Consider the following 20,187-nt stretch of genomic DNA (forward strand, 5'->3'; position numbering starts at 1 on the left):
CGACCGCTAAGCGGTACGGAGCGGGCTTTCAGTAGCCCTGAGCCTGCTCTGCCCTACCAGAGAACAAAACAGGCCCGAACCTCTAGGCTGGTTTACGACAGCCCCCAAGAGCGCAATCACATTCGCACCATTCAAATCCGCATCCCCTTCCCATCCACAGTGCCCACACTTAAACTTCTTTCCACTGCGGTAGGATTGCGCAGGGTCGGGATGGACGTGCAGGCATTTGTGGCAGGTCTGTGACGTGTAAGCAGGCGGCACAAGAACCAGAGAAACCCCTGCAACTCTCGCCTTGTATTCCAGAAACTGGCGTAGCTGGTAGAACGCCCAACTGTTGGCCCTGCGCCGCTCGGCTTTGCTGCGTGGCTGTTGATTGACCCTTTCTCGGATCCCTGTCAGGTCTTCCAGAGCGATAGCGCTGTTGGTAGCTTTTGCCCTAGAGACAATAGCTTTGGAGATGCGATGATTGACCCACGTTTTTGCTACGCAACGCTGACGCGACTGAAAGCGTCTTTCCTTGCCAGACAGCCGTTGCAACAGTTCTCTGCATCTGCGCCGCGAACTGCGTGTGCCCTTACTGGCTTTGCGTTGGAGTACCGCCCTCAACCGGGAGTAGTGGTCGCGGACTCTGTTCAACTGCTGTCCATTCCAATTGTCCCCGTCTGACGTATGGGCAATATCCGTCCTCCCCAAGTCCACCCCCAGCACTCTACCCGTGCGTTGCGGTGGGGATGGCTCCGCTTCCACACAGATCTGAATAGAGTAGGAGCCGTCTTTACGCTTGACCAGAGTGGCAGATTTGGGATTGGAGCCCGCCAGCCGTTCTCTCTGGTAGCGGCCAATCGCCAGCTCAAAGCGCTCCCGACCCTCCACCGTGGTCAGCGACACCGTCCAGTCTTTCTCGCGGAACGAAAAGATACGAGCGTCGTAGGTAGCGAAGCCCCCTTTGAACGCTTTGACGGGGCGGTTTTTCTGTTGGGCAACTTTACGGGCGCCGGCCAGCCGTCTGCAGACCTGCTGGTCGCGTAAGCGGGACGTAGTCCTTGCCAAGTTACTGGACAAGCCAAACCGAGCGCGAATCTGGTAATAGCAAAGGGACTGGAGTTTGACTGCGTTGACTACTTTTTCTGGTGTGTTTTGGTTGACCCAGTTCAACGCCTGCACAAAGGCATCCATTGTCGCATCCAACTTTGCGGCTTGCGACTGGGCTACCTTGAGCTTGCAGGAGACGGTCAGGACTTGGGTCATGGTTCTATCATAACTTCCGCATTCCTCCCGACACTGACCCTACGGGTACAGTGCGGGGCTCCTGCGATTTCTAGCTGAATGTCCAACTGCCCATAACGAGATGTTTTGGACTACGGAGTGCAGAATAGACCAATAAACAGAACAGTGTCCAAATCAATTCAGATTACTCTCGCTGTTTTCGTTCATGGCTGCAGGGATCCAATGGGCAGGCTGCGCCTGGGCAAACACCTGCACTTCAGTGCTCATCTTGCGCAGTTGGCGGGCTAACTTGATTGCCTTGTCGCGGGGAAGGGGTGGGCTCACCACCGCCGGCAGACAGCCCAATAGGGGTTTCAGGGCCGTTTTGGGCAGGCGTGCGTAGAACGATAAAGCCGAGAGGATCTCCTCTTCAAAATAGGGGTTGCGATACTCTAGGAGGCGCACCTGATACAGCTCTGGGGGAAGAGGCCGTCCTTGGGTTAAGCGAATCAGGGATTCCACCGTTCCCATCACATAGAGTTGATCGCCTTCTTTCAACAGGGTCTTGCCCTCTTTTTGCCAGATCTTGGGAAAAACACAGGGTTTCCCCGGTCGGGAGCGATGCAGCAAGATCACCAGGTCATAGTCCTGGGCCAGTTGGCGCAAGGATAGCCCCAGGTAGTGGCAATCGGCCGAGACCTCCAGCAGCGTCACCAGCAGAGTTTCCCCTTGCCAAGCCAGAGTGCCGTAGACGGATCCCACCAGTGCTGCTGTGGCAAAAGCCCGTGCCCCCAACCCGGTAGCGCTGTAGCTGATCCCCAGGGTCTGCATGTGGCGCTGCATGCGAGCCGCCAATTCGGGATCGGTAACCCGCAAAATGGTGCGGATCCCCGGCTGCAGGCTGTGGGCCGTCAGGGCCGTCTCCAGGTTGGTGAGATCGTCAGGGGTGGTGCAGATCAGGCAGCGGCTGCCTTGAATGCGAGCCTGCTGCAGCGTGCTTGCCAGGGCATAATCCCCACGAACCACCACCGCTCCCTCCCGTTCCGCTGCCTCCAAGAGAGGGTTCTCGCTATTGGGATCCACCACCACCACCTCGTAGCCCATCTGCCGCAACAACTGCAGCACCAAATAGCTCAGCCGCCCCAACCCTGCGATCACCACATGATCCTCTTTGGGCATACGGGCAGCCCGACCCAAGCCAAAGCGACTGCTCACCAATTTGTCGGTCACCAAGCCGTAAATCAACCCCACCAGGGCAGCCCCCACCAAGGTCATCATCACCGCCAGCACCTTCACCCCCAGCGGTGTTTCCGGCTGTTGAAAAGCCTCAATATCCCCGTAGCCCCCTGTCAGCACCACGATCGTCAGCAACAGCCCATCGATGAGGGGTTTGCCGATCATCCTGAAGTTGATCACCCCCAGCACCAGCATGGCCCCCAAGGTGAAGGTGAGGGTGCGCACGATGGGCTTGACCTGTAGGAGTCCCTGCACTCCTCTGCGCAGCCAAGACCCAAGGGATCCCCGCCCCAACGACCTGCCTTGCCGTTGTTGTCGCTTGTCCTGCATCTGGCCGCTGGCCCAGCGCTGTGCCCGTGAGGAGCCCCGTCGCCCGTTGCGTTCCAACAGTTGCAGGTAGGCTCTGGGATCGCAAATGACCAAAACGCGATCCCCCTCCAGCAGCTCTGCCTCGTGGTCAAAGTCGTCGAAAACTCGCTGTTTGGAAAAGTTAGAAAGCCCATCCACCGGGTAATGAAACAGCACCCGCGCCCCAAAAGTTTCCTCCAGCTCCGAGAGGGGCATATGCAGCAGGCGGGAGTTGTATCCGATGGTCAGCTCTACCACGTTCCAGAGGGTGGTCTCTCGGTCTGAGACAAAGTAAGCCGGATCTGCCAGCTCTGGCGGAAGCGTGGCCGGCTGGGCTTCCAGCTGGGGCAGCTCAAAGTAGCCAACAAATTCGTCGGAAACAGCCTTAAGGGCAAAAGCCGGGGCAGCCAAAGCCGCCACCGATAGGGAAAAATGCTGCGGCAAAGCCGAGTCGAGATAGCGGGCAAGGCTGTGGTTGAACAGACGCGAGACGACGCGCACCTGTGGGTTGAGATCTCGAATCAGCAAAGCCAGCTCAAAGTTGGCTTGGTCATCGTCCTCCAGCAGCAGCGCCACCTTGACCCGCTCGATCCCAGCTTGCCGTAACACCTCCGGCTGTCGCGGATCCCCCTGCAGGTATTCCCAGTCCTCTTTCGGATAGGGCCGTGGGCCGGGAGCCACCACCACAGCCCGCTGTCCAAAAGCCTCTAGGGCCTGGAGAGTGAGCTCCACCAAATCGTTGTAGCCGCAGACCAGGATAGAGACGCCCGGATCCCTGCCGTTCTCTTGCACCTGCGCCTGAGGTAGTCCAGAAAGGGAGCCCACCATACTCCGCCATCTACCCTGCTCCCGTTATACCCGAAGCCCTTCCAGCTTTTGCGGGTGTTGTCAATACTGCTCCGCGGGGCTCCGGCCACAGACCGATTGCTCAACAAGATCGGCAAGATCGGCTGGGTCGCCGGCCATCTCGAGTGCTGTCGAGAACAGGGGGAAGTTGGCCAGTTCCATCCCAAAGGGTGAGAAGTGAGAACAACTCCCAAGAGCTTGACCTGGTACTTGAGATCTCCTATCATTTCCTCAAGGCAAAGTTCTTGAATAAAAGTCTCAATAAGGTTGGCCCAAGATAAGAGCCAACAGAGTGAGGCTTGCGGGGACTGTCTTTGTCCTTTGGGCTTGGCTTTCCGGTGCTTTCTCAGAGAGAGCCTGGCCGGTGGAGCTGTGTCTCTTGAGATGTTTTTGAACTTAGGAGTTGGGTATGCGCTTATCGCGACGGCAATTTGTCAGTGGAGCCACGCTAGGTTCTGCGGCTCTGGCAGCAGGGTCTCTTCTGCGTCCGGCCCATGGCGCCAATCGGGAAGTGAACCTCTACACCTCGCGACACTACAGCACAGACGAGAAATTGTACGAACTTTTCCAGCAGAAAACGGGCATTACCGTGAATTGGGTGCAGGGCAAAGCCGATGAGATCATCGAGCGCATCCGCAGCGAGGGATCCAACAGCCCCGCCGACATCTTCATGACGGTGGATGTTGCCCGGTTGTGGCGGGCTCAGAACGAGGGCTGGTTTCAACCCATCCAGTCGGAGACGCTCTCCAAAAATATTCCCGAGTCTCTGCGGGATCCAGAGGGGTACTGGTTTGGCCTCACCAAGCGGGCGCGGGTGATCATGTACAACAAAGACAAGGTGGATCCCAAGGAGTTGTCCACCTATGAGGACTTGGCAAACCCCAAATGGCGGGGCAAGGTGCTCACCCGCTCCTCCAGCAACGTTTACAGCCAATCCTTGACGGCCTCGATCATCTTGGCCCACGGGATCCCGGAAACGGAGCAATGGGCCCGGGGCTTGGTGGCCAACTTTGCCCGTCCGCCGGAAGGGGGAGACACGGATCAGATCAAGGCCGTGGCCGCCGGGGTGGGAGACGTGGCTTTGGCCAACACCTACTATTTGCCGCGTTTGATCAAATCCGACAATCCAGAAGAGCGCGCCGTAGCCGAGAAAATCGGCGTCTTCTTCCCCAACCAGCAGGATCGTGGCACCCACGTCAACATCAGCGGGGCCGGCATTCTGAAAACAGCTCCCAACAAAGACGCGGCCATCCAATTTTTGGAGTTTCTCTCCGGGCCAGAGGCGCAGGCCATTTTTGCCCAGAGCAACAATGAGTACCCGGTACTGCCCGGGGCTGAGATCGACTCGGTGGTGGCCAGCTTTGGCACCTTTAAGGAAGATACGATCAACGCCGCCAGCATTGGCCGCGTCACCCCTGATGCCCTGAAGGTAATGGATCGGGCCGGTTGGAAGTAGATCAGGCCTCCAGGACAGGCCCTGAGTGCAGCCTTTCATTGCTTGACGCCGTGAACGTTAAGCAGCTTGACGGTTCTTGGCCAAGCGTCGATACTCTAGGACGGCGTTGCTTCCGTTCGAGGCCGCTCAGGCGTCCTGTCTTTCTTTTTCAAAAGCTTCTGGAGGTTTGCCAAATGAAACAACTGCGAACAGCAGGCTTGTTCTTGCTCCTGCTTTCTTTAACTTCTTTCTACACCAATAGCCCGGCAAAGGCAATTGAAAACCTTCCCGAAAAGGCTCCTGTTCCAAAGCGGGATCTGCTTTTGACCACAGAAAACGGCGTCAAAATCTACAATGGTGGGTTTGGCTCTGGCCTTGCCTTTGATGGCCAATATTTTTATGTGCTCACCGATCGCGGTCCCAATATTGATGGAGCTGAGTCAAACGACAAGATTTTCCCTAAGCCAGACTTTACCCCTCAAGTTGCCAGATTGTCTTTGGACGGCAAGGGCTTCAAGTTGGACAGGGTCATCCTGCTGCAAGACGAGACAGGCAAAAATCTCACCGGGATCCCCAATCCATCTGACTCGGGGGGAACGGGAGAGAATGCCTACGATCTCAGCGGCAAGCAGCTTGCGCCGGATCCCAAAGGTATCGATCCAGAGGGGATCGCGGTGGCCAAAGATGGAAGCTTTTGGGTTGCCGACGAATACGGACCTCACTTGATCCATTTTGATTCCAATGGCAAGGCCATCGAGTGGCTAAATCCTTTTGGAAGTGGAGTTGGCGGCAAAAAGCTTCCAGAAGTTTACAAAAATCGGCGCCCCAATCGCGGCATGGAGGGGCTAACTCTGACGCCCGATCAGAAATACTTGGTCGGCATCATGCAGTCTCCGCTTTTGAACCCCAACAAAGATGTTCAAAAGACCGCAACTGTTTGCAGGATACTCTTCTATGAACTGGCCACGGGCAAGTTCAAAGAATACCTCTATCCTTTAGAGGGAACTGGCACCGCTGTTAGCGAAATTGTCGCCATTACCGACACAACCTTCCTGGTTCTCGAACGGGATGGCAAAACGCCGGGAGAGGACAAAGAGGCTACGAAGAAGATCTACAAAATCGATACTGCCGCTGCCACGGATGTCTTTGATCCTGGTCCAAATGGCCTGCTGGTTAACGGCAAGACTCTGGAGCAGTTAACCCAAGAGGAAATCATTGCAGCGGGGATCAAGCCCGTTTCCAAAGAAGAAGTATTTGACATTATGTCGATCCCCAATTATCCCCACGACAAGCCCGAGGGGTTGGCCATTCTCAACTCAACTACCCTAGCGATAGTTAACGACGACGACTTTGGCATCGTCTCGGAAAAGGGCGCGGTTCAAGAAAAAACTATGCCTTACCTTGGTAACAAGCAAGACGAGAACATCGTTTATTTCGTTAAGCTGCCCAAGAGCTTGTTTTGAGAGAAAACTTGGTTGGGGATCCCTGGAGGATCCCCTTTTCTTCCCCAGGAGTTGCTCAAGAGGTAGCTCCCGCCTGTTGAGATGGACAAAGAGATGAGGTTGAAGTTGTTGAGCAAATCTCTGCCGGGAAGTGGCTTCTTTCCTCTGAACGGCTGGGCGCTTCTGACTCTGACCCTCAGCGGTCTCATTCTCGTTCCTGTCCTTACGGTGTTGCTCAGCCTTTTTGCGGACGAGCGGCAGGTTTGGGAGCACCTGGCCGATACGGTCTTGGGGCTTTATGTGCGCAATAGCCTGGTGATGATGGCAGGGGTGGCGGCGGGGGTCATCCTGGTGGGCAGTGGCACTGCCTGGCTGGTGACCATGTGTCAGTTTTGGGGGCGGGCCTGGCTGGAGTGGATGTTGGTGCTGCCCCTGGCGGCCCCCACCTATGTGTTGGCCTACGCCTACACCGATTTTTTGCAGGTAACCGGCGGTTTCCAGATCTGGCTGCGGCGGGTAACAGGTTGGGGGATCGGCGACTACTGGTTCCCTAACATTCGCTCGTTGTGGGGGGCGATCCTGCTGCTGATCCTCACCCTCTATCCCTATGTTTACCTCTCGGCCCGGCTGGCCTTTCAGGAGCAATCGGTGGCCTGCTTAGAGGTAAGCCGCTCCTTGGGCTACGGGCCTTGGGCCAGCTTTTTCAAGGTGGCTTTGCCGCTGGCCCGACCGGGGATCGTGGCCGGCTGTCTGCTGGCCTTGATGGAAACCCTCAACGATTTCGGCACCGTCAGCTATTTCGGGGTAGATACCTTTACAACCGGCATCTACCGCACCTGGACGGCCCTGGGCAATCCGGTGGCGGCGGCTCAGCTTTCGTCGCTGCTGTTGCTGCTGGTGTTGCTGCTGATAACGATGGAGCAGGTCTCCCGCCGGCGGGCGCGCTACTATCGCCAAGGGTTCAAACCCACCCCAACCCGTTACCGCCTACAAGGGATCCGGGCGGTGGGGGCTTGGCTAGCCTGTGGGATCCCAATTGGGCTGGGCTTCGTCGTGCCGGCCTTGATCCTGCTCCACATGACCCTGCGGCAGGGGGAGTTGGGTCGCCGCTTTTGGAGCTACGCCCAGAACAGCTTTTGGCTATCCACCATCACGGCTATCATTGCTGTTTCCGTGTCGGTGGTGGTGCTTTACGGGCTGCGCATGCAGGGGCTAGGACGGGCGGGATCCCCGTGGGGCCTGCGGCTAGCAGTGCAGTTGTCTTCTCTGGGCTATGCGCTGCCTGGGGTGGTGATTGCAGTGGGGGTTCTGATTCCCCTAGGGTGGTTGGATCAACTGCTGAGCTACCTGCGGCAGGTGGTGCTGCAACAGCCACCTGGCCTGGTGATCGGCGGTACCCTCACGGCTTTGGTGTTCGGCTATCTGGTGCGGTTTTTGGCCGTTTCTTTGGCCACCGTTGAGGCCACGCTGCTGCGCATTCCCCCCAGTTTGGATGAAGCGGCCCGCAGCCTGGGGCAGGGATCCCTGGGTACCCTCTGGCGGGTGCATTTGCCCTTGATGAGGGGTGGCCTCTTGGGGGCTATGCTGCTGGTATTTGTGGATGTGATGAAGGAGCTGCCGGCCACGATGGTGCTGCGGCCCTTCAACTTCGACACCTTGGCGGTGCAGACCTACCGTTTGGCAGCCGATGAGCGTCTGGCGGAAGCAGGGGCACCGGCCTTGGCCATTGTCTTGGTGGGGATCTTGCCGGTGATTCTGCTCAACTCCCAGATGGCGCGACAACGCAACCTCGGCTCCTCAGGGGATCTCCTTTGAGAACCCTACAAGGCCTCTGCTCCGGCCACCACCTCCAGGATCTCCTGGGTAATAGCCGCCTGGCGAGCTTTGTTGTAGGCAAGACCCAGCGTGCGAATGAGCTCGCTGGCATTGTCGCTGGCGTTGTTCATGGCCGTCATGCGAGCTGCCAATTCGCTGGCCGCCGCCTCCTGCAAGGCCCGTAGCAACTGGTTGTTCAGGTACAGCGGCAGCAGTGCATCCAAAATCTGCACGGGATCCTGCTCAAAGATCATGTCCTGAGGTGGGGCCGAGACCGCTGCGATGACTTTGCTGCGCTCGACAGTAAACTCCCCACCCCGCACCAAAAGACGAAAAATTTCGTCGTCCTGAGTGGCCAACCGCGACGGATCGAGGGGCAACAGGGATTGCACCACCGGACGGGAGCTGATCAAAGAGACAAAACGGGTGTAGAGCAGCTCTACCTTGTCCACCTTCTCCGACAAGAAGGCCGCCAGGAGCTGATCCCCAATCTGGGCAGCCTCAGCCGCCGTGGGGATCTGCGACAAATTCACGTAGGTCTTGGCGATGGGAGCGGAGCGCCGCTGGAAATACTGCACCGCCTTGCGGCCCACCAAGTAAAGCTGCACCTGCTGCCCTGTCTCCTGCAGCTCGCGAACCCGCTCCTCGGTGCGCTTAATCACGTTGGCGTTGTAGGCTCCGCACAAGCCCCGATCCCCGGCCACCACCAACAGCCCCACCGTCTGGATGGGCCGCTGCTTCAGCAGAGGCAAGTTGACATCCTCCAGCCGCAGCCGAGTTTGCAGCCGATAGAAAACCTGGGCCAGCCGGTCGGCGAAGGGACGGGTGGCCATCACTTGCTCTTGGGCGCGCCGCACCCGAGCTGCTGCCACCAGCCGCATGGCCTCGGTAATTTTGCGGGTGTTTTTCACCGCCTTGATGCGATCGCGGATGCGCTTGAGGTTTGCCATAACCTACTCCCTCTATTTTGGTGGTCGACAGGGATCCGGGCCAGGAGAGATCCGCGTCACCCTAGGCCGCCTTGGCCACGAAGCTCTGCTTGAACTCTGTGATGGCCGTTTTCAAGATTTCTTCTGCCTCGTCGGTGAGTTGCTTGGTGGAGAGGACAATCTCGCCATACTTGGGATGGGTGGTGCCCAGGTAAGCCAAAAGGCCCTGTTTGAAGCTGGAGACCTTCTCCACCGGAATGTCATCCAAATAGCCTCGCGTCCCCGCATAGATAATGGCCACCTGCTGATCCAGAGACAGGGGAGAGTACTGTGGCTGCTTCAGCAACTCCTGCAGCCGTTGGCCGCGGGCCAACTGCTTTTGGGTGGCCTCATCCAGGTCAGAGGCAAATTGGGCAAAGGCCTCCAGATCGCGGTATTGCGCCAGTTCCACCTTGATGGAGCCAGCCACCTTTTTCATCGCCTTGGTCTGAGCTGCCGAGCCGACGCGGCTGACGGAAATCCCGACGTTGATGGCCGGGCGGATGCCAGCGTTGAACAGATCCGATTCCAAGAAGATCTGCCCATCGGTGATGGAGATAACATTGGTGGGAATGTAGGCCGACACGTCATTGGCCTGGGTTTCCACGATCGGCAGTGCCGTCATGGATCCCTCTCCCAGTTGGCTGCTCAGCTTGGCGGCTCGCTCCAATAGCCGCGAGTGCAGGTAGAACACATCCCCAGGATAGGCTTCTCGACCGGGTGGACGGCGCAGCAGCAGTGACATTTGCCGATAGGCCACCGCCTGCTTGGAGAGATCGTCATAGACCACCAGGGTGTGTTTGCCCTGGTACATGAAGTATTCGGCAATGGTGGCGCCACAGTAGGGGGCCAGCCACTGCAACGGAGCTGGACTATCGGCGCCGGCAGCCACCACAATGCTGTAGTCCATGGCCCCTCGCTCGGTCAGGATGCCCACCACCTGGGCGATGGTGCTCTGCTTCTGACCAATGGCCACGTAAATGCAGATCACATCCTGCCCTTTTTGGTTCAGGATTGTGTCCACAGCAACGGTGGTCTTGCCGGTTTGGCGGTCGCCGATGATCAGTTCCCGCTGCCCCCGCCCGATGGGGATCAGGGCATCGATGGCGGTAATGCCGGTTTGCAGGGGCTCGTACACAGAGCGGCGATCGACAATGCCAGGTGCCGGAGATTCGATCAGGCGGGACTCCGTACACTGGATCGGGCCTTTGCCGTCGAGGGGGTTGCACAGGGGATCCACCACGCGGCCCAAGAGGGCTTCTCCCACCGGGATGCTGGCAATCTTGCCCGTGGATTTGACAGTGGATCCCTCTTGGATATTCCGCCCGGAGCCGATCAGCACGGCACCGATGTTGTCTTCTTCCAGGTTGAGGGCAATACCGGTGGTGCCATCCTCAAATTCCAGCAGCTCGCTGGCCATCACCTTATCCAAACCGTAGATGCGGGCAATGCCATCCCCCACCTGCAGAACTGTCCCCACGTTGGAGACCTGCATCTCCTGGTTGTACTGCTCAATCTGCTGTTTGATGATGGTGCTAATCTCGTCTGGGCGAATGGTAGGCATAGCAGTCCTCTCAAGTAATGGGAAGGGATCCTCAAAAACCAACTTAGGCCAACTGCAAGGCCAGCCGGCGCAACTGTCCACGCAAGCTGAGGTCGATCACCTGGGATCCAATCTTGATGACCACCCCTCCCAGCAGCTCTGGATCCTGAGCAGTTTGCAACTCCACGCCGCTGGCCCGCGTGAAGTCCATCACCCGCTCGCGAATCGATTGCTGCTGAGCTTCCGTCAAGGGTATCGCCGTCGTCACCTCGGCCAGGACGATGTTCTGGAGCTTCCGCTGCAGATCCAAAAAGCGCCGGCAAACAGTCCCGAGAAACATGATACGGCGGCGGTCGGTCAACAACTTCAGCGCATTCAGCAGCAGAGGGTGGATCTGATCGGCAAATACTTGCTGCAGCAGGTTCTTTTTGGCCTCGGCCTTGATCACCGGGTTGGCGAGAAACTGGCCCAGCTCCGGCGTAGCCCGCAAAACCTCGGCAATAAAGCGCATATCGGCGGCAAAAGTGTCCAGCAATCCCTGGCCTGACCCAAGAGCAATGAGAGCCTCGGCATAGGGATCCACCACCTTCTCAGCCATTGTGCTGCTGATCATACCTTTCTCCTCCTTGAGAGTTAGCGGGCAATCATTTGGATCGCTTTCTCGATCAGGCTGCGGTGGGTCTCTTCGTTGAGGTGCTGCGGCAGCTCCTGCTCCACCTTGCTCAGGGCTTGGCGAACGATCTGCCGACGCAACTCTTGAAGAATCCGCTCCTGCTCGCTGGACAACTCTTTCTCAGCATTGGCCCGCAGCCGCTCCACTTCCCGCTCCGCCTGCTCCAACAACTCTTGCCGACGGGCTTCGGCGTTGGCTTCCGCCTGCTTGCGGATACGTTCAGCCTCCTGCTGAGCCTGGGCCAGCTTTTGCTGCTCCTCCGCCAGCTTCTCGATGGCTTCCTGTTTGCGCTGCTCCGCCTGCCGCAGTTCTTCTAGGATCCCCTCCCGCCGCTTGGCCAGGGCTTCTCCCACCACTTTGCGACCCAAGATAAACAGCAAGGTGAGAATGATCGCGATGTTGATCAGGTTGCTCTCGAGAATCTTGGCCAAGAGATCCCCCTCTCCTGCCTTGGCTTCTGGGAGTAGCTCCGTGGTCTCGGCCACAGCCAAGATCCAACCGGCCACCCAACTCCACACAGGCATCGCAAGCTCCTCCAAAAGTACTTCCAACCAGCGATCTAACGAGCACTGCCCAACAGTTTCTGGGTAATCTGGGCGGCAATGGCATCCACCTGCTGCTGCAGCTGTTCGAGGGCTGCCTGCTTCTCTTGCTCGACCTGTAGCCGCGCCGCCTCCAGCTTCTGCTGGATCTCTGCCTGCACAGCAGCCAGTTTCTCGGAACGAATGCGAGCAGCTGCAGCCTCTGCCTCAGCGATCACCTGCTGGGCTTGCAAGCGGGCCTGGCTGATCTCAGACTCATACTGTCGGGTCAACGACACCGCCTTGTCCAACCGCTCTTGGGCTTCCGCTTGAGTGGTGCGGATGTAGTCGCTGCGGCTGTCGATAGCCCGCGTAACCGGCTCATAGAAGAGGGAGTTGAGCACTGCCACCAACAGCAAAAACTGAATGGCAATCAGGGGCAGGGTGGCATCCAGATCGAAAAGACCACCTTTTTCAGCCGCTTCAACAGCCAATAGAGTTTGGAAGAGCATGGGTGTTATGACCCCAACAGAAACTTAGGTCTACCGTCAGGCCGAGTTGGGGGGCGGATATGGCTCACCTCGGCCATCGCTGCGGCCCGCCCCCGTAGGACACTAGGCGAAGGGGTTGGCAAACAAGAGCACCAAAGCCACCACCAAGCCGTAGATGGTCAGAGCTTCCATGAAGGCCAGGCTAACCAGCAGGTTGCCGCGGATCTTGTCTTCCGCCTCCGGTTGGCGGGCCACCCCTTCCATCGCAGCAGCAGCGGCGTTCCCCTGTCCGATCCCAGGACCCAGGGATCCCAGACCAATGGCCAGAGCAGCAGCCAGAACAGAAGCAGCAGAGGTTAACGGATCCATAGTGAGATGCTCCTTGGTGATTGACACAACAACAACGTCTCTTGAGCTTCAGAGGTGATCGGGTCTGATACACTACAGCCTCAAATCACTCCCTTGTCGGCGGCTTTCAGAACCAATCTGTCAGCCCCAACAAACCTTACCAAAAGAAGGGATCCCTTGCGCTGACCCATTTGAGATGATCCTCCCGAAAAGGTTCAAGATGGATCGACCGACCAGCGGGATCAATCGTGGTGATCCCCTCCTCCATGACCTTCCAGCGCCTCTCCAATGTAAGCTGCCGAGAGGGTTGAGAAGATCAAAGCCTGAATCGCCCCCGTAAACAGAAACAAAATCATCACCGGCACGGGGATAAACAAGGGCACCAGCAACACCAACACCGCAATCACCAGCTCTTCGGCCAGGATGTTGCCGAATAGACGGAAACTCAGGGAAAGGGGCTTGGTGAAATCTTCCAAAACGTTGATGGGCAGCAGAATCGGGGTAGGCTCGATGTACTTTTTGAAGTAAGACAGCCCCCGCTTGCTGATGCCGGCCACGAAATACATGATGCTGGTGAGCAGCGCCAACCCGGCAGTGGTGTTGATGTCGTTGGTGGGGGAGGCCAACTCCCCTTCCGGCAGGGGAATTAACTTCCAGGGGAAGAGGTTGCCCATCCAGTTGGAGACGAAGATGAACAGGAACAAGGTGCCGACATAGGGTACCCAGGGCCGGAAGTTTTTCTCGCCAATCTGGGCACGGGCAATGCTCTGCACAAATTCCAGGGCATACTCGACAAAGTTTTGCAGACCAGCCGGCTCCCGCTGCAGTTGACGGGTGCCCAAGATAACCACCGTCAAGATCAGGGCAATGGCGATCCAGCTGGCGATCAAAACCTGCCCGTGAACCGTGAATTTGCCCAGGTGCCAGTAAAGGTGATGGCCGACCTCGAGTTCTGCCAAAAGAGGAGGAGAGGAGAAGGACAGGTTCATGAGCATCGCACAGAAGAAGATGAACGGGTCAAGGTCTGGACAAGATGAATGAGCAGGGTGACCTTGTAGGTCATGAACCCCAAAAAAATGGGCAAAATCTGCAAAGACTTCACCTGAGTGGCTAGAATGATCAGCCCGACAAACAGAGCCAAGCGCGTCACCCCCAAACGGTTGCGGCTTTTGCCCAGCTCCGCTACGCCGCGGCCCAGCATGCGCAGATAAACCACGCCAACAACCGCCCCCAGCAAGTAGTTGGCAGCTACCCCCAGAGAGTAAACCAGGGCCACTCCCACGGCAATGGCCAGACTTACCCCCAAGGTAACCAGCACCAGCCACAGCTGCAGCGCTTCATAGCTCCCGCTGCCAGCAACTGCTGCCCCCCTAGCTCCACCCTTCACCTTCCTCGCCAAATCGGGCTTCCCCAGGGCAAGGGGTGGCTCTGACGCAACTGGATCCCCTGTCTCTTCCTCCCGCTTCGGAGAAGGAGGTGCATTCTCCAAGGGAGGCAGTGGTCTGGGCTTCCACTGGGTCGCCTTCCAACGGGTAGAACTGTGAGAGAGGAGTCTGGAAGAACGGGCCATGGTTTCGAGGTCATGCCTCTCAAGGTTTGACCTTAACCCAAGATAACACGATTAAGTAACAATACTTAATGAGATTAAGTTGGGCCAAGGTCTGAAGGAGACTCCGCTGGTCGCTCAGACAGGCAGCTGGCCTTCCGAACGACAGGGATACTCCTCTGAGGAGCTAGCTAAGAATCTACCACTTTCGGGGATCGGTAGCGGCAAAATGGAAAACTTTCTGAAAGCTGTCTGGTGTAAAGTTTTGCTGGGGATGGTCAGCAGGCGTTAACATTCCGTAACTCTCTGTGTCCCGTCCTGGATCCCCCAGGTTTCATATACTAAGGGGCAGGAGTGGCAGAGGGTGAGGATGACTCCCCAGAGTTGGCTGGTGGATGCAATCTGGCTGGACTACCGCTTGGCAGTGGCGCTGACGGTGGTGATGCCTTTGCTACTGCTGATTTGGGCTTTTGCGGTGGGGTTGCGGCCCTTGATTCAGCTATTGATCGTTTATTGGCGGGTATCGAGCCTCTTGGCGGTGACGGTGTACCTGATGATTGGGGGCCTGCCCGTCAGCTTTCTCAGTGGAGCAATGGCGCGGCTGTTGATCTTGGTTTGTCTTTGGTTTTGGCGGGATTGGAGTGCTGCTCTCGAGCAGTCGAGAAGCTGGGCGGCGCGAGCCTTTTTGCTCTGGCGGTGGGGCCTGACTGGTTATATGGGGGCCGGGATCCTCTTTTCGGGGGCCTTTGTGCCCTGTGCTTTCCGCACTTCTCTGCCAGAGGAGTGCCGGGCTTGGTTTGGGCCACCGCTGGGGTTTCGGGAGATCTTCCATCCCAATGTATCGCCGGAGCTGCTGGGGAGCGTGGGGGCCTGGGGGCTGGTGGCCTACCTGCTCTACAGCCTCTACTTTGTCTGGCGGCTGCGACCCGGAACTGATAAGGGGGAACTGGAAGCATGAGGGCCCTGCCTTGGCCCTTGGCCTTGGAGCGCTATAGCCAAGACCACCCGCAAGAGGTGCTGCGGGTGGAGGTGGAAAGCGAGGGAGAGTCTGATCTGGTGCTGATCTACCGCGGCTACAGCAGCTCCTTGCGCCGACCCACTCCCCCCGATCCCGAAGCGGCGGTGATCCCTCCCCAGGCCCGCTTTTTGCAGTTGGAGCGCTTGGCTGCCCCCTATCACCCCGATCGCTCACGGGTTCTGGCTGTCTATCGCAACTGGGGAGAGCTAACAGCATGGCTGGCCCAAGAAGGGATCCCGGTGGCGGAGTAAGGGATCCCTGGCACCTACCGCCCCACAGGGCTGGGTTGCCGCTGGAGGATGGTGTATTCTGCCGGCTGCAAAAGCGAGCGTCCTGTCATTTCGGGGGGCTGAGGCAGGCCCAAGATCTCCAGCAGGGTGGGGGCCACGTCGGCCAAAGTGCCGTCGGAGCGGAACTTGACATCGCCGCCACAGCCGGGGATTTTGCGCCTTTCCCCCTCCACCAAAATGCAGGGAACGGGGTTGGTGGTGTGGGCCGTCCAGGGGTTGCCGTTCTCATCCCACATCAGCTCGGCATTGCCATGATCCGCCAGGATCAAAGTGGTGCCTCCTGCATCCACCACTGCCGCCAGCAACCTGCCCAAACAGCGATCTACCGTCTCCAAAGCGCGGATGGTGGCTTCGTAGTTGCCGGTGTGGCCCACCATGTCGGGATTGGCATAGTTGAGCACCACCAGGCTGTATTCGCGGCGGGCGATGGCCTCTATCGCTTTGTCGGTCACTTCCACTGCCGACATCTCTGGCACCTGGTCGTAGGTGGTCACCAGCGGGCTTTGCACCAGGATGCGATCCTCACCGGGGAAGGGCTGCTCAATGCCGCCGTTGAAGAAGTAGGTGACATGGGCGTATTTTTCCGTCTCAGCAATGCGCAATTGCTTGAGGCCGGCCTCGCTCACCACTTGGCCCAGCAGGTGATCCAGGTTCTGCGGCTTGAAAAGCACCTGCACCGGCAGCTCCGCCTCGTACTGAGTCATGGTGATGAAGGTGAGATCCGGCAGCAAGGGGCGCTGAAAGCCTGAGAAATCTGGGCAGACAAAGGCTTGGGTAAGTTGGCGGGCGCGATCTGGGCGGAAGTTGAAGAAAAGCACTGCATCGCCGGGTTGCACAGCCCCTGGAGCCAGGCGAGTGGGCGGGATGAACTCGTCTGTGAGATCCTGGGCATAGAAAGCTTCCATCACCTCCGCGGCGCTTTGTCCACGGCCAGGGCCGTCTTGGGTCATGATCTCGTAGGCCTTTTGGGTGCGCTCCCAACGGCGATCCCGATCCATGGCGTAGTAGCGTCCGCTCAGGGTGGCGATGACGCCATTGCCCAGCCATTGCAGCTCTTTTTCCAGGGCGGCCAGAACTCTGGCACCATCGCGGGGCAAGGTGTCGCGGCCATCGGTGATGGCGTGGACATAGGCCGGAATCTCAGCCTGGGCCGCCAGCTTGAGCAACCCATAGAGATGGTCGATGTGGGAGTGAACCCCCCCCTCGGAGCAAAGGCCAACGAAGTGAAAACGGCCCCCTCGCTCTCTGAGCTGGCGACAAACTTGCATCAACAAGGGATCCTGGAAGAGGGATCCTGTCTCTATCGCGTCGCTGATGCGCACCAATTCCTGCGGCACCACCCGCCCTGCCCCCAAGGTCAGGTGCCCGACTTCAGAGTTGCCCATCTGTCCTGCCGGCAGGCCCACGGCCCGACCCGAAGCTTGCAGCAGGGTGTGGGGATAGGCAGCCCAAAGGCTATCCAGGACAGGGGTTTCCGCAGCCAGCACCGCGTTGCCATCGAGAGCATCCCGATAACCCCAGCCATCCAGGATCACCAAAACCACAGGTGCTACCGATTGCGAATCCATGAAATGGCCTCTCGTTTTATTTAAGACATAATACCAGCCCAGGCAACACGATACCGGATCTTACATTTGCACTCAAGATTTCAATATTATCAATCTTCTTTTGAGAGGATAAGGAAGTGCCTGCACAGGCAGGATGGAGTCTTTAGAGCCAACTCCTATGGACAACTGTGCTGCGGTCAAGAGTATTTCTGCGGATGAAATTGCAGATGGGATCCTCAGGGGCTGGGCTGCAACCGTTTGCGCAGAGACTCCGAGCGCCGCTTAGCAATGGCATTTCGGGGATCCAACTTCAGGGCAGTTTCGTAAGCTTCCAGGCTTGGGCCATAGAGATTTTTCTTCTCATAGGCATGGGCCAGATTGTTCCAAGCAGTTACATAACCGGGATCCGCAGCCACGGCATCCTTGTAGTAACGGATGGCCAAGTCGTACTGCCCCTGGCTGAAGTAGGCAAAACCGAGGGCGTTGCAGACGGGGGGAATGTTCTCCCCGGCCACTTCTAGGGCTTTTTTAAGCTGGGCAACCGCCTGGTCGTAGAGGCCCTTTTGCAGATAGACGCTGCCCAACTCGTAGTGCTCCTGCGGGGATCCCTTGCCTTTGCTCAGGCGGGGCTGCAGCTCACGGATGACCTTTTCCTGGGCCCGTACCCGCAGCACCTCCCGCAGGACAAAGAAGCCCGCCACGCCGAGGATACCGGCCAGAGCCACCAAATACAGGAGGGGAACGTTAACGCCCATTTTGCTTGATCCACTTGCCTGTGACTGGCCTCGCTGGCGTCACGCCTGCAGGTGAGCCTCGATAAACCAAAGATCTTTGTCAATCTGGCGCGAGATCTCGGTGAACAGGTCTGCTGTGTCGGCATCCCCCAGTTCGGTGGTGCGGTCAATGTTGCGGCGGACGGAAGCTGCATATTGAGCGTAACGGGCTGCCAAAGCCTGCAGGTGATCCCGGCCCTCTTCAGCGGCCAGATCGTACTCCGGCAAGGTGGAGGTTTGGGCAACGATGCGAGCCGTGCCGCGGGCGATGCCCCCCAGCGCCGTAACCCGTTCCGCCAGCATGTCCACGTAGTTTTCCAGGGTGCTGGCAAAAGTGTCGAACATCTCGTGCAAGGCGATGAAGTGCATGCCTTTAACGTTCCAGTGGGCCTGTTTCACCTGCGTCTTCAGATCCAACGTGTCTGCCAAGGACTGGTTGAGCAGCTCCACCAGTTGCGCGCGAGCCTCTGCCGGCAAATCGATCTGGGTGGGGTAGAGACGGGTTTTCTCGGCGGTAACCATGCCTAATCTCCTAATTGTGTTTCCATTATCGGGGATCCGCTTCGGCTTCCCAACTGAGCCCATAGTAACACAAACTCAGAATGAGTATGAGTTAGGAGGAGTCTATAGAGTTACTTGCCGATGCAGAAGCGGCTGAAGATCTGATCCAGCACCGATTCCGAGATCTCCTCGCCGGTGATCTGGCCAAGGGCATGTAGGGCGCCCCGCAGGTCGATGCTCCAAAAGTCCAGGGGGAGCTGAGCTTGGATGGCCTGCCCCACCTGTTCCAGGCTGGCTTGGGCTTGTTGGAGGGCAGCGGCCTGCCGCTGGTTCAGGCTTATCTCCAGATTGGGCTGGGGACGTCCCTGGGTGATGAGCTGCTCCAGGGCTTTTTCCAGCTCCGGGATCCCTTTCCCTTGGGCGGCAACGGCGGGGACGCGGTGGGCAATTTCGGGGGGGAGAGGGATCCCCTCTGGCGGGGCGAGGTCGGTTTTGTTGATCACCAGGATGAGGGGGCGATGGCGGATCGACTCGTAGATGGCGGCGTCGGCAGCCGTCCAGCCCGCTTGGGCGTCGATGACCAGCACCAGCACATCGGCAGCCTGGGCTAGGCGTTGGGAGCGCTCCACCCCCAGCCGTTCCACCGGATCTTCGGTGGCGCGGATGCCGGCAGTGTCCAGCAGTTGAACGGGGATCCCTTTCACCACCAGGTGGGATTCCACCACGTCGCGGGTGGTGCCGGGCAGATCGGTGACGATGGCCCGATCCTGTCCTGACCAAGCATTGAGCAGGCTGGACTTGCCCACATTGGGCCTCCCGACAATGGCCACCTTCACCCCGGTGCGCAGCAGTTGTCCCCGTTCTGCCGTGGCCAGCAGGGCTTGCATCTGGGCTTGAATAGCTTGGAGCCGGGCCTGCCAAGCGGCAACATCCAAGGGGGGCAGATCCTCTTCAAAGTCGAGGCGAGCCTCAATTTCTGCCAACAAACTCAGCAGCTCCTGGCGCAGGGCGCGAATGGATCCCCCTAACTTACCCTGCAAGCCTGCTAGGGCCATCCGGGCCGCCTGAGGGGAGCGGGCCGCCACCAGATCGGCCACACTCTCGGCCTGGGTGAGGTCAATGCGGCCATTCAGAAAAGCGCGCAGGCTAAACTCCCCCGGCTGGGCCAACCGCGCCCCCTGCCGCAGGCATTGTTGCAACGTGGCCTGAACCACCATGATGCCACCGTGGCAATGCAGCTCTGCCACATCTTCGCGGGTGTAAGAACGGGGGGCCTGCATCCAAACAGCCAGCGCTTCGTCTAGGATTTGGCCTTTCTCGTCGCGGATCCAGCCGTAGAGGAGCCGATGGCTCTCCCAGACTGCGTTGCGGCGGGCAGGGGTAAAGATGGCTTGGACAATGGGAAGGGCTCGTGACCCGGAAAGGCGCACAATCCCCACGCTGCCCTGTTCAGGCACTACCGCAGTGGCAATGGCAGCGATCGTATCGGCCAGGGGCGCAGTCGGATCCATCCCAAATAGAGCCCTGAGGGAGTTCGAGCAGCCGTTGGATTACAGCTCGGCATCCACTGGATTACAAATTGACATTCAAGTTAAAAAGCCACGCCCTCAGGCTGAGGGCAAGGTAGCCTGACAGTGGAA

19 protein-coding genes are annotated in these 20,187 nt (G+C 58.4%); 5 read left to right on the forward strand and 14 right to left on the reverse strand.

The genetic code is table 11. The features are described from left to right. Nucleotides 1-6: 6 nt before the first annotated feature. Both ACVWYY_RS04815 and ACVWYY_RS04820 read right to left on the reverse strand, forming a co-directional pair. Nucleotides 7-1,248: an RNA-guided endonuclease InsQ/TnpB family protein gene (locus tag ACVWYY_RS04815; RefSeq protein WP_457403027.1), complete on the reverse strand. Its 1,242-nt coding sequence runs from the start codon at nucleotides 1,246-1,248 to the stop codon at nucleotides 7-9. Between the two features lie 153 nt (nucleotides 1,249-1,401). Next, entirely contained in the window at nucleotides 1,402-3,618 is a 2,217-nt protein-coding gene (locus ACVWYY_RS04820) for an NAD-binding protein (protein WP_457439730.1), read from the reverse strand. Between the two features lie 427 nt (nucleotides 3,619-4,045). Here ACVWYY_RS04820 and ACVWYY_RS04825 point away from each other — a divergent pair, with 427 nt between their 5' ends. The 3 genes from ACVWYY_RS04825 (at nucleotide 4,046) to ACVWYY_RS04835 (ending at nucleotide 8,328) form a co-directional block, all read left to right on the forward strand. Beyond that, on the forward strand, nucleotides 4,046-5,092 hold the full coding sequence (locus tag ACVWYY_RS04825; RefSeq protein ID WP_457439732.1) for a Fe(3+) ABC transporter substrate-binding protein: 1,047 nt from the start codon (nucleotides 4,046-4,048) through the stop codon (nucleotides 5,090-5,092). Nucleotides 5,093-5,265: 173 nt separating this feature from the next. Further along, nucleotides 5,266-6,534, forward strand: coding sequence for an esterase-like activity of phytase family protein (locus ACVWYY_RS04830; RefSeq protein WP_457439734.1), 1,269 nt, complete (start codon nucleotides 5,266-5,268; stop codon nucleotides 6,532-6,534). Between the two features lie 93 nt (nucleotides 6,535-6,627). Beyond that, on the forward strand, nucleotides 6,628-8,328 hold the full coding sequence (locus ACVWYY_RS04835; RefSeq protein ID WP_457439737.1) for an ABC transporter permease: 1,701 nt from the start codon (nucleotides 6,628-6,630) through the stop codon (nucleotides 8,326-8,328). A gap of 5 nt (nucleotides 8,329-8,333) precedes the next feature. On the opposite strand, the gene ACVWYY_RS04840 is transcribed toward ACVWYY_RS04835, so the two are convergent. The 8 genes from ACVWYY_RS04840 to ACVWYY_RS04875 form a co-directional block, all read right to left on the reverse strand. Further along, a complete protein-coding gene (locus ACVWYY_RS04840; RefSeq protein ID WP_011434217.1) occupies nucleotides 8,334-9,278 on the reverse strand; it encodes a F0F1 ATP synthase subunit gamma in 945 nt (314 codons plus the stop codon). Between the two features lie 61 nt (nucleotides 9,279-9,339). Further along, nucleotides 9,340-10,860, reverse strand: coding sequence for a F0F1 ATP synthase subunit alpha (gene atpA, locus ACVWYY_RS04845; RefSeq protein ID WP_011434218.1), 1,521 nt, complete (start codon nucleotides 10,858-10,860; stop codon nucleotides 9,340-9,342). A 43-nt stretch (nucleotides 10,861-10,903) separates the two neighbouring features. Further along, a complete protein-coding gene (gene atpH / locus ACVWYY_RS04850) occupies nucleotides 10,904-11,452 on the reverse strand; it encodes an ATP synthase F1 subunit delta (RefSeq protein WP_414417833.1) in 549 nt (182 codons plus the stop codon). A 20-nt stretch (nucleotides 11,453-11,472) separates the two neighbouring features. After that, nucleotides 11,473-12,036: a F0F1 ATP synthase subunit B gene (locus ACVWYY_RS04855; RefSeq protein WP_457439742.1), complete on the reverse strand. Its 564-nt coding sequence runs from the start codon at nucleotides 12,034-12,036 to the stop codon at nucleotides 11,473-11,475. Nucleotides 12,037-12,071: 35 nt separating this feature from the next. Next, entirely contained in the window at nucleotides 12,072-12,545 is a 474-nt protein-coding gene (locus ACVWYY_RS04860; protein ID WP_414349846.1) for a F0F1 ATP synthase subunit B', read from the reverse strand. A gap of 102 nt (nucleotides 12,546-12,647) precedes the next feature. Further along, nucleotides 12,648-12,893: an ATP synthase F0 subunit C gene (atpE, locus tag ACVWYY_RS04865; RefSeq protein ID WP_235280127.1), complete on the reverse strand. Its 246-nt coding sequence runs from the start codon at nucleotides 12,891-12,893 to the stop codon at nucleotides 12,648-12,650. Between the two features lie 221 nt (nucleotides 12,894-13,114). Continuing rightward, nucleotides 13,115-13,861: a F0F1 ATP synthase subunit A gene (gene atpB, locus ACVWYY_RS04870; protein WP_414330483.1), complete on the reverse strand. Its 747-nt coding sequence runs from the start codon at nucleotides 13,859-13,861 to the stop codon at nucleotides 13,115-13,117. Next, entirely contained in the window at nucleotides 13,858-14,361 is a 504-nt protein-coding gene (locus ACVWYY_RS04875; protein WP_457439744.1) for a hypothetical protein, read from the reverse strand. The genes atpB and ACVWYY_RS04875 overlap by 4 nt, the downstream gene beginning before the upstream one ends. 427 nt (nucleotides 14,362-14,788) lie before the next feature. Between ACVWYY_RS04875 and ACVWYY_RS04880 the strand changes: the two genes are divergently transcribed. Together ACVWYY_RS04880 and ACVWYY_RS04885 are read left to right on the forward strand one after the other, a co-directional pair. Then, a complete protein-coding gene (locus ACVWYY_RS04880; RefSeq protein WP_457439747.1) occupies nucleotides 14,789-15,376 on the forward strand; it encodes a DUF3177 family protein in 588 nt (195 codons plus the stop codon). Beyond that, nucleotides 15,373-15,687 (forward strand): DUF7734 family protein, encoded by a 315-nt coding sequence (locus ACVWYY_RS04885; protein ID WP_414522999.1) that lies wholly within the window; start codon nucleotides 15,373-15,375, stop codon nucleotides 15,685-15,687. The genes ACVWYY_RS04880 and ACVWYY_RS04885 overlap by 4 nt, the downstream gene beginning before the upstream one ends. 14 nt (nucleotides 15,688-15,701) lie before the next feature. Here ACVWYY_RS04885 and gpmI read toward each other — a convergent pair whose 3' ends face one another. The 4 genes from gpmI to mnmE all read right to left on the reverse strand — a co-directional run bounded on the left by gpmI (nucleotide 15,702) and on the right by mnmE (nucleotide 20,058). After that, complete coding sequence (gpmI, locus tag ACVWYY_RS04890) at nucleotides 15,702-17,294, reverse strand: 2,3-bisphosphoglycerate-independent phosphoglycerate mutase (protein WP_457439750.1); 1,593 nt, start codon at nucleotides 17,292-17,294, stop codon at nucleotides 15,702-15,704. 215 nt (nucleotides 17,295-17,509) lie between these two features. Next, complete coding sequence (locus ACVWYY_RS04895) at nucleotides 17,510-18,028, reverse strand: tetratricopeptide repeat protein (protein WP_414522997.1); 519 nt, start codon at nucleotides 18,026-18,028, stop codon at nucleotides 17,510-17,512. Between the two features lie 39 nt (nucleotides 18,029-18,067). Further along, entirely contained in the window at nucleotides 18,068-18,568 is a 501-nt protein-coding gene (gene dps, locus ACVWYY_RS04900) for a DNA starvation/stationary phase protection protein Dps (protein WP_414344460.1), read from the reverse strand. A 110-nt stretch (nucleotides 18,569-18,678) separates the two neighbouring features. After that, nucleotides 18,679-20,058 carry a tRNA uridine-5-carboxymethylaminomethyl(34) synthesis GTPase MnmE gene (gene mnmE / locus ACVWYY_RS04905; protein WP_457439753.1) on the reverse strand — a complete coding sequence of 460 codons (1,380 nt, stop codon included), beginning with the start codon at nucleotides 20,056-20,058 and terminating at the stop codon, nucleotides 18,679-18,681. Nucleotides 20,059-20,187: the final 129 nt, after the last annotated feature.

The sequence above is a fragment of the Thermostichus sp. MS-CIW-34 genome, from assembly GCF_054060435.1.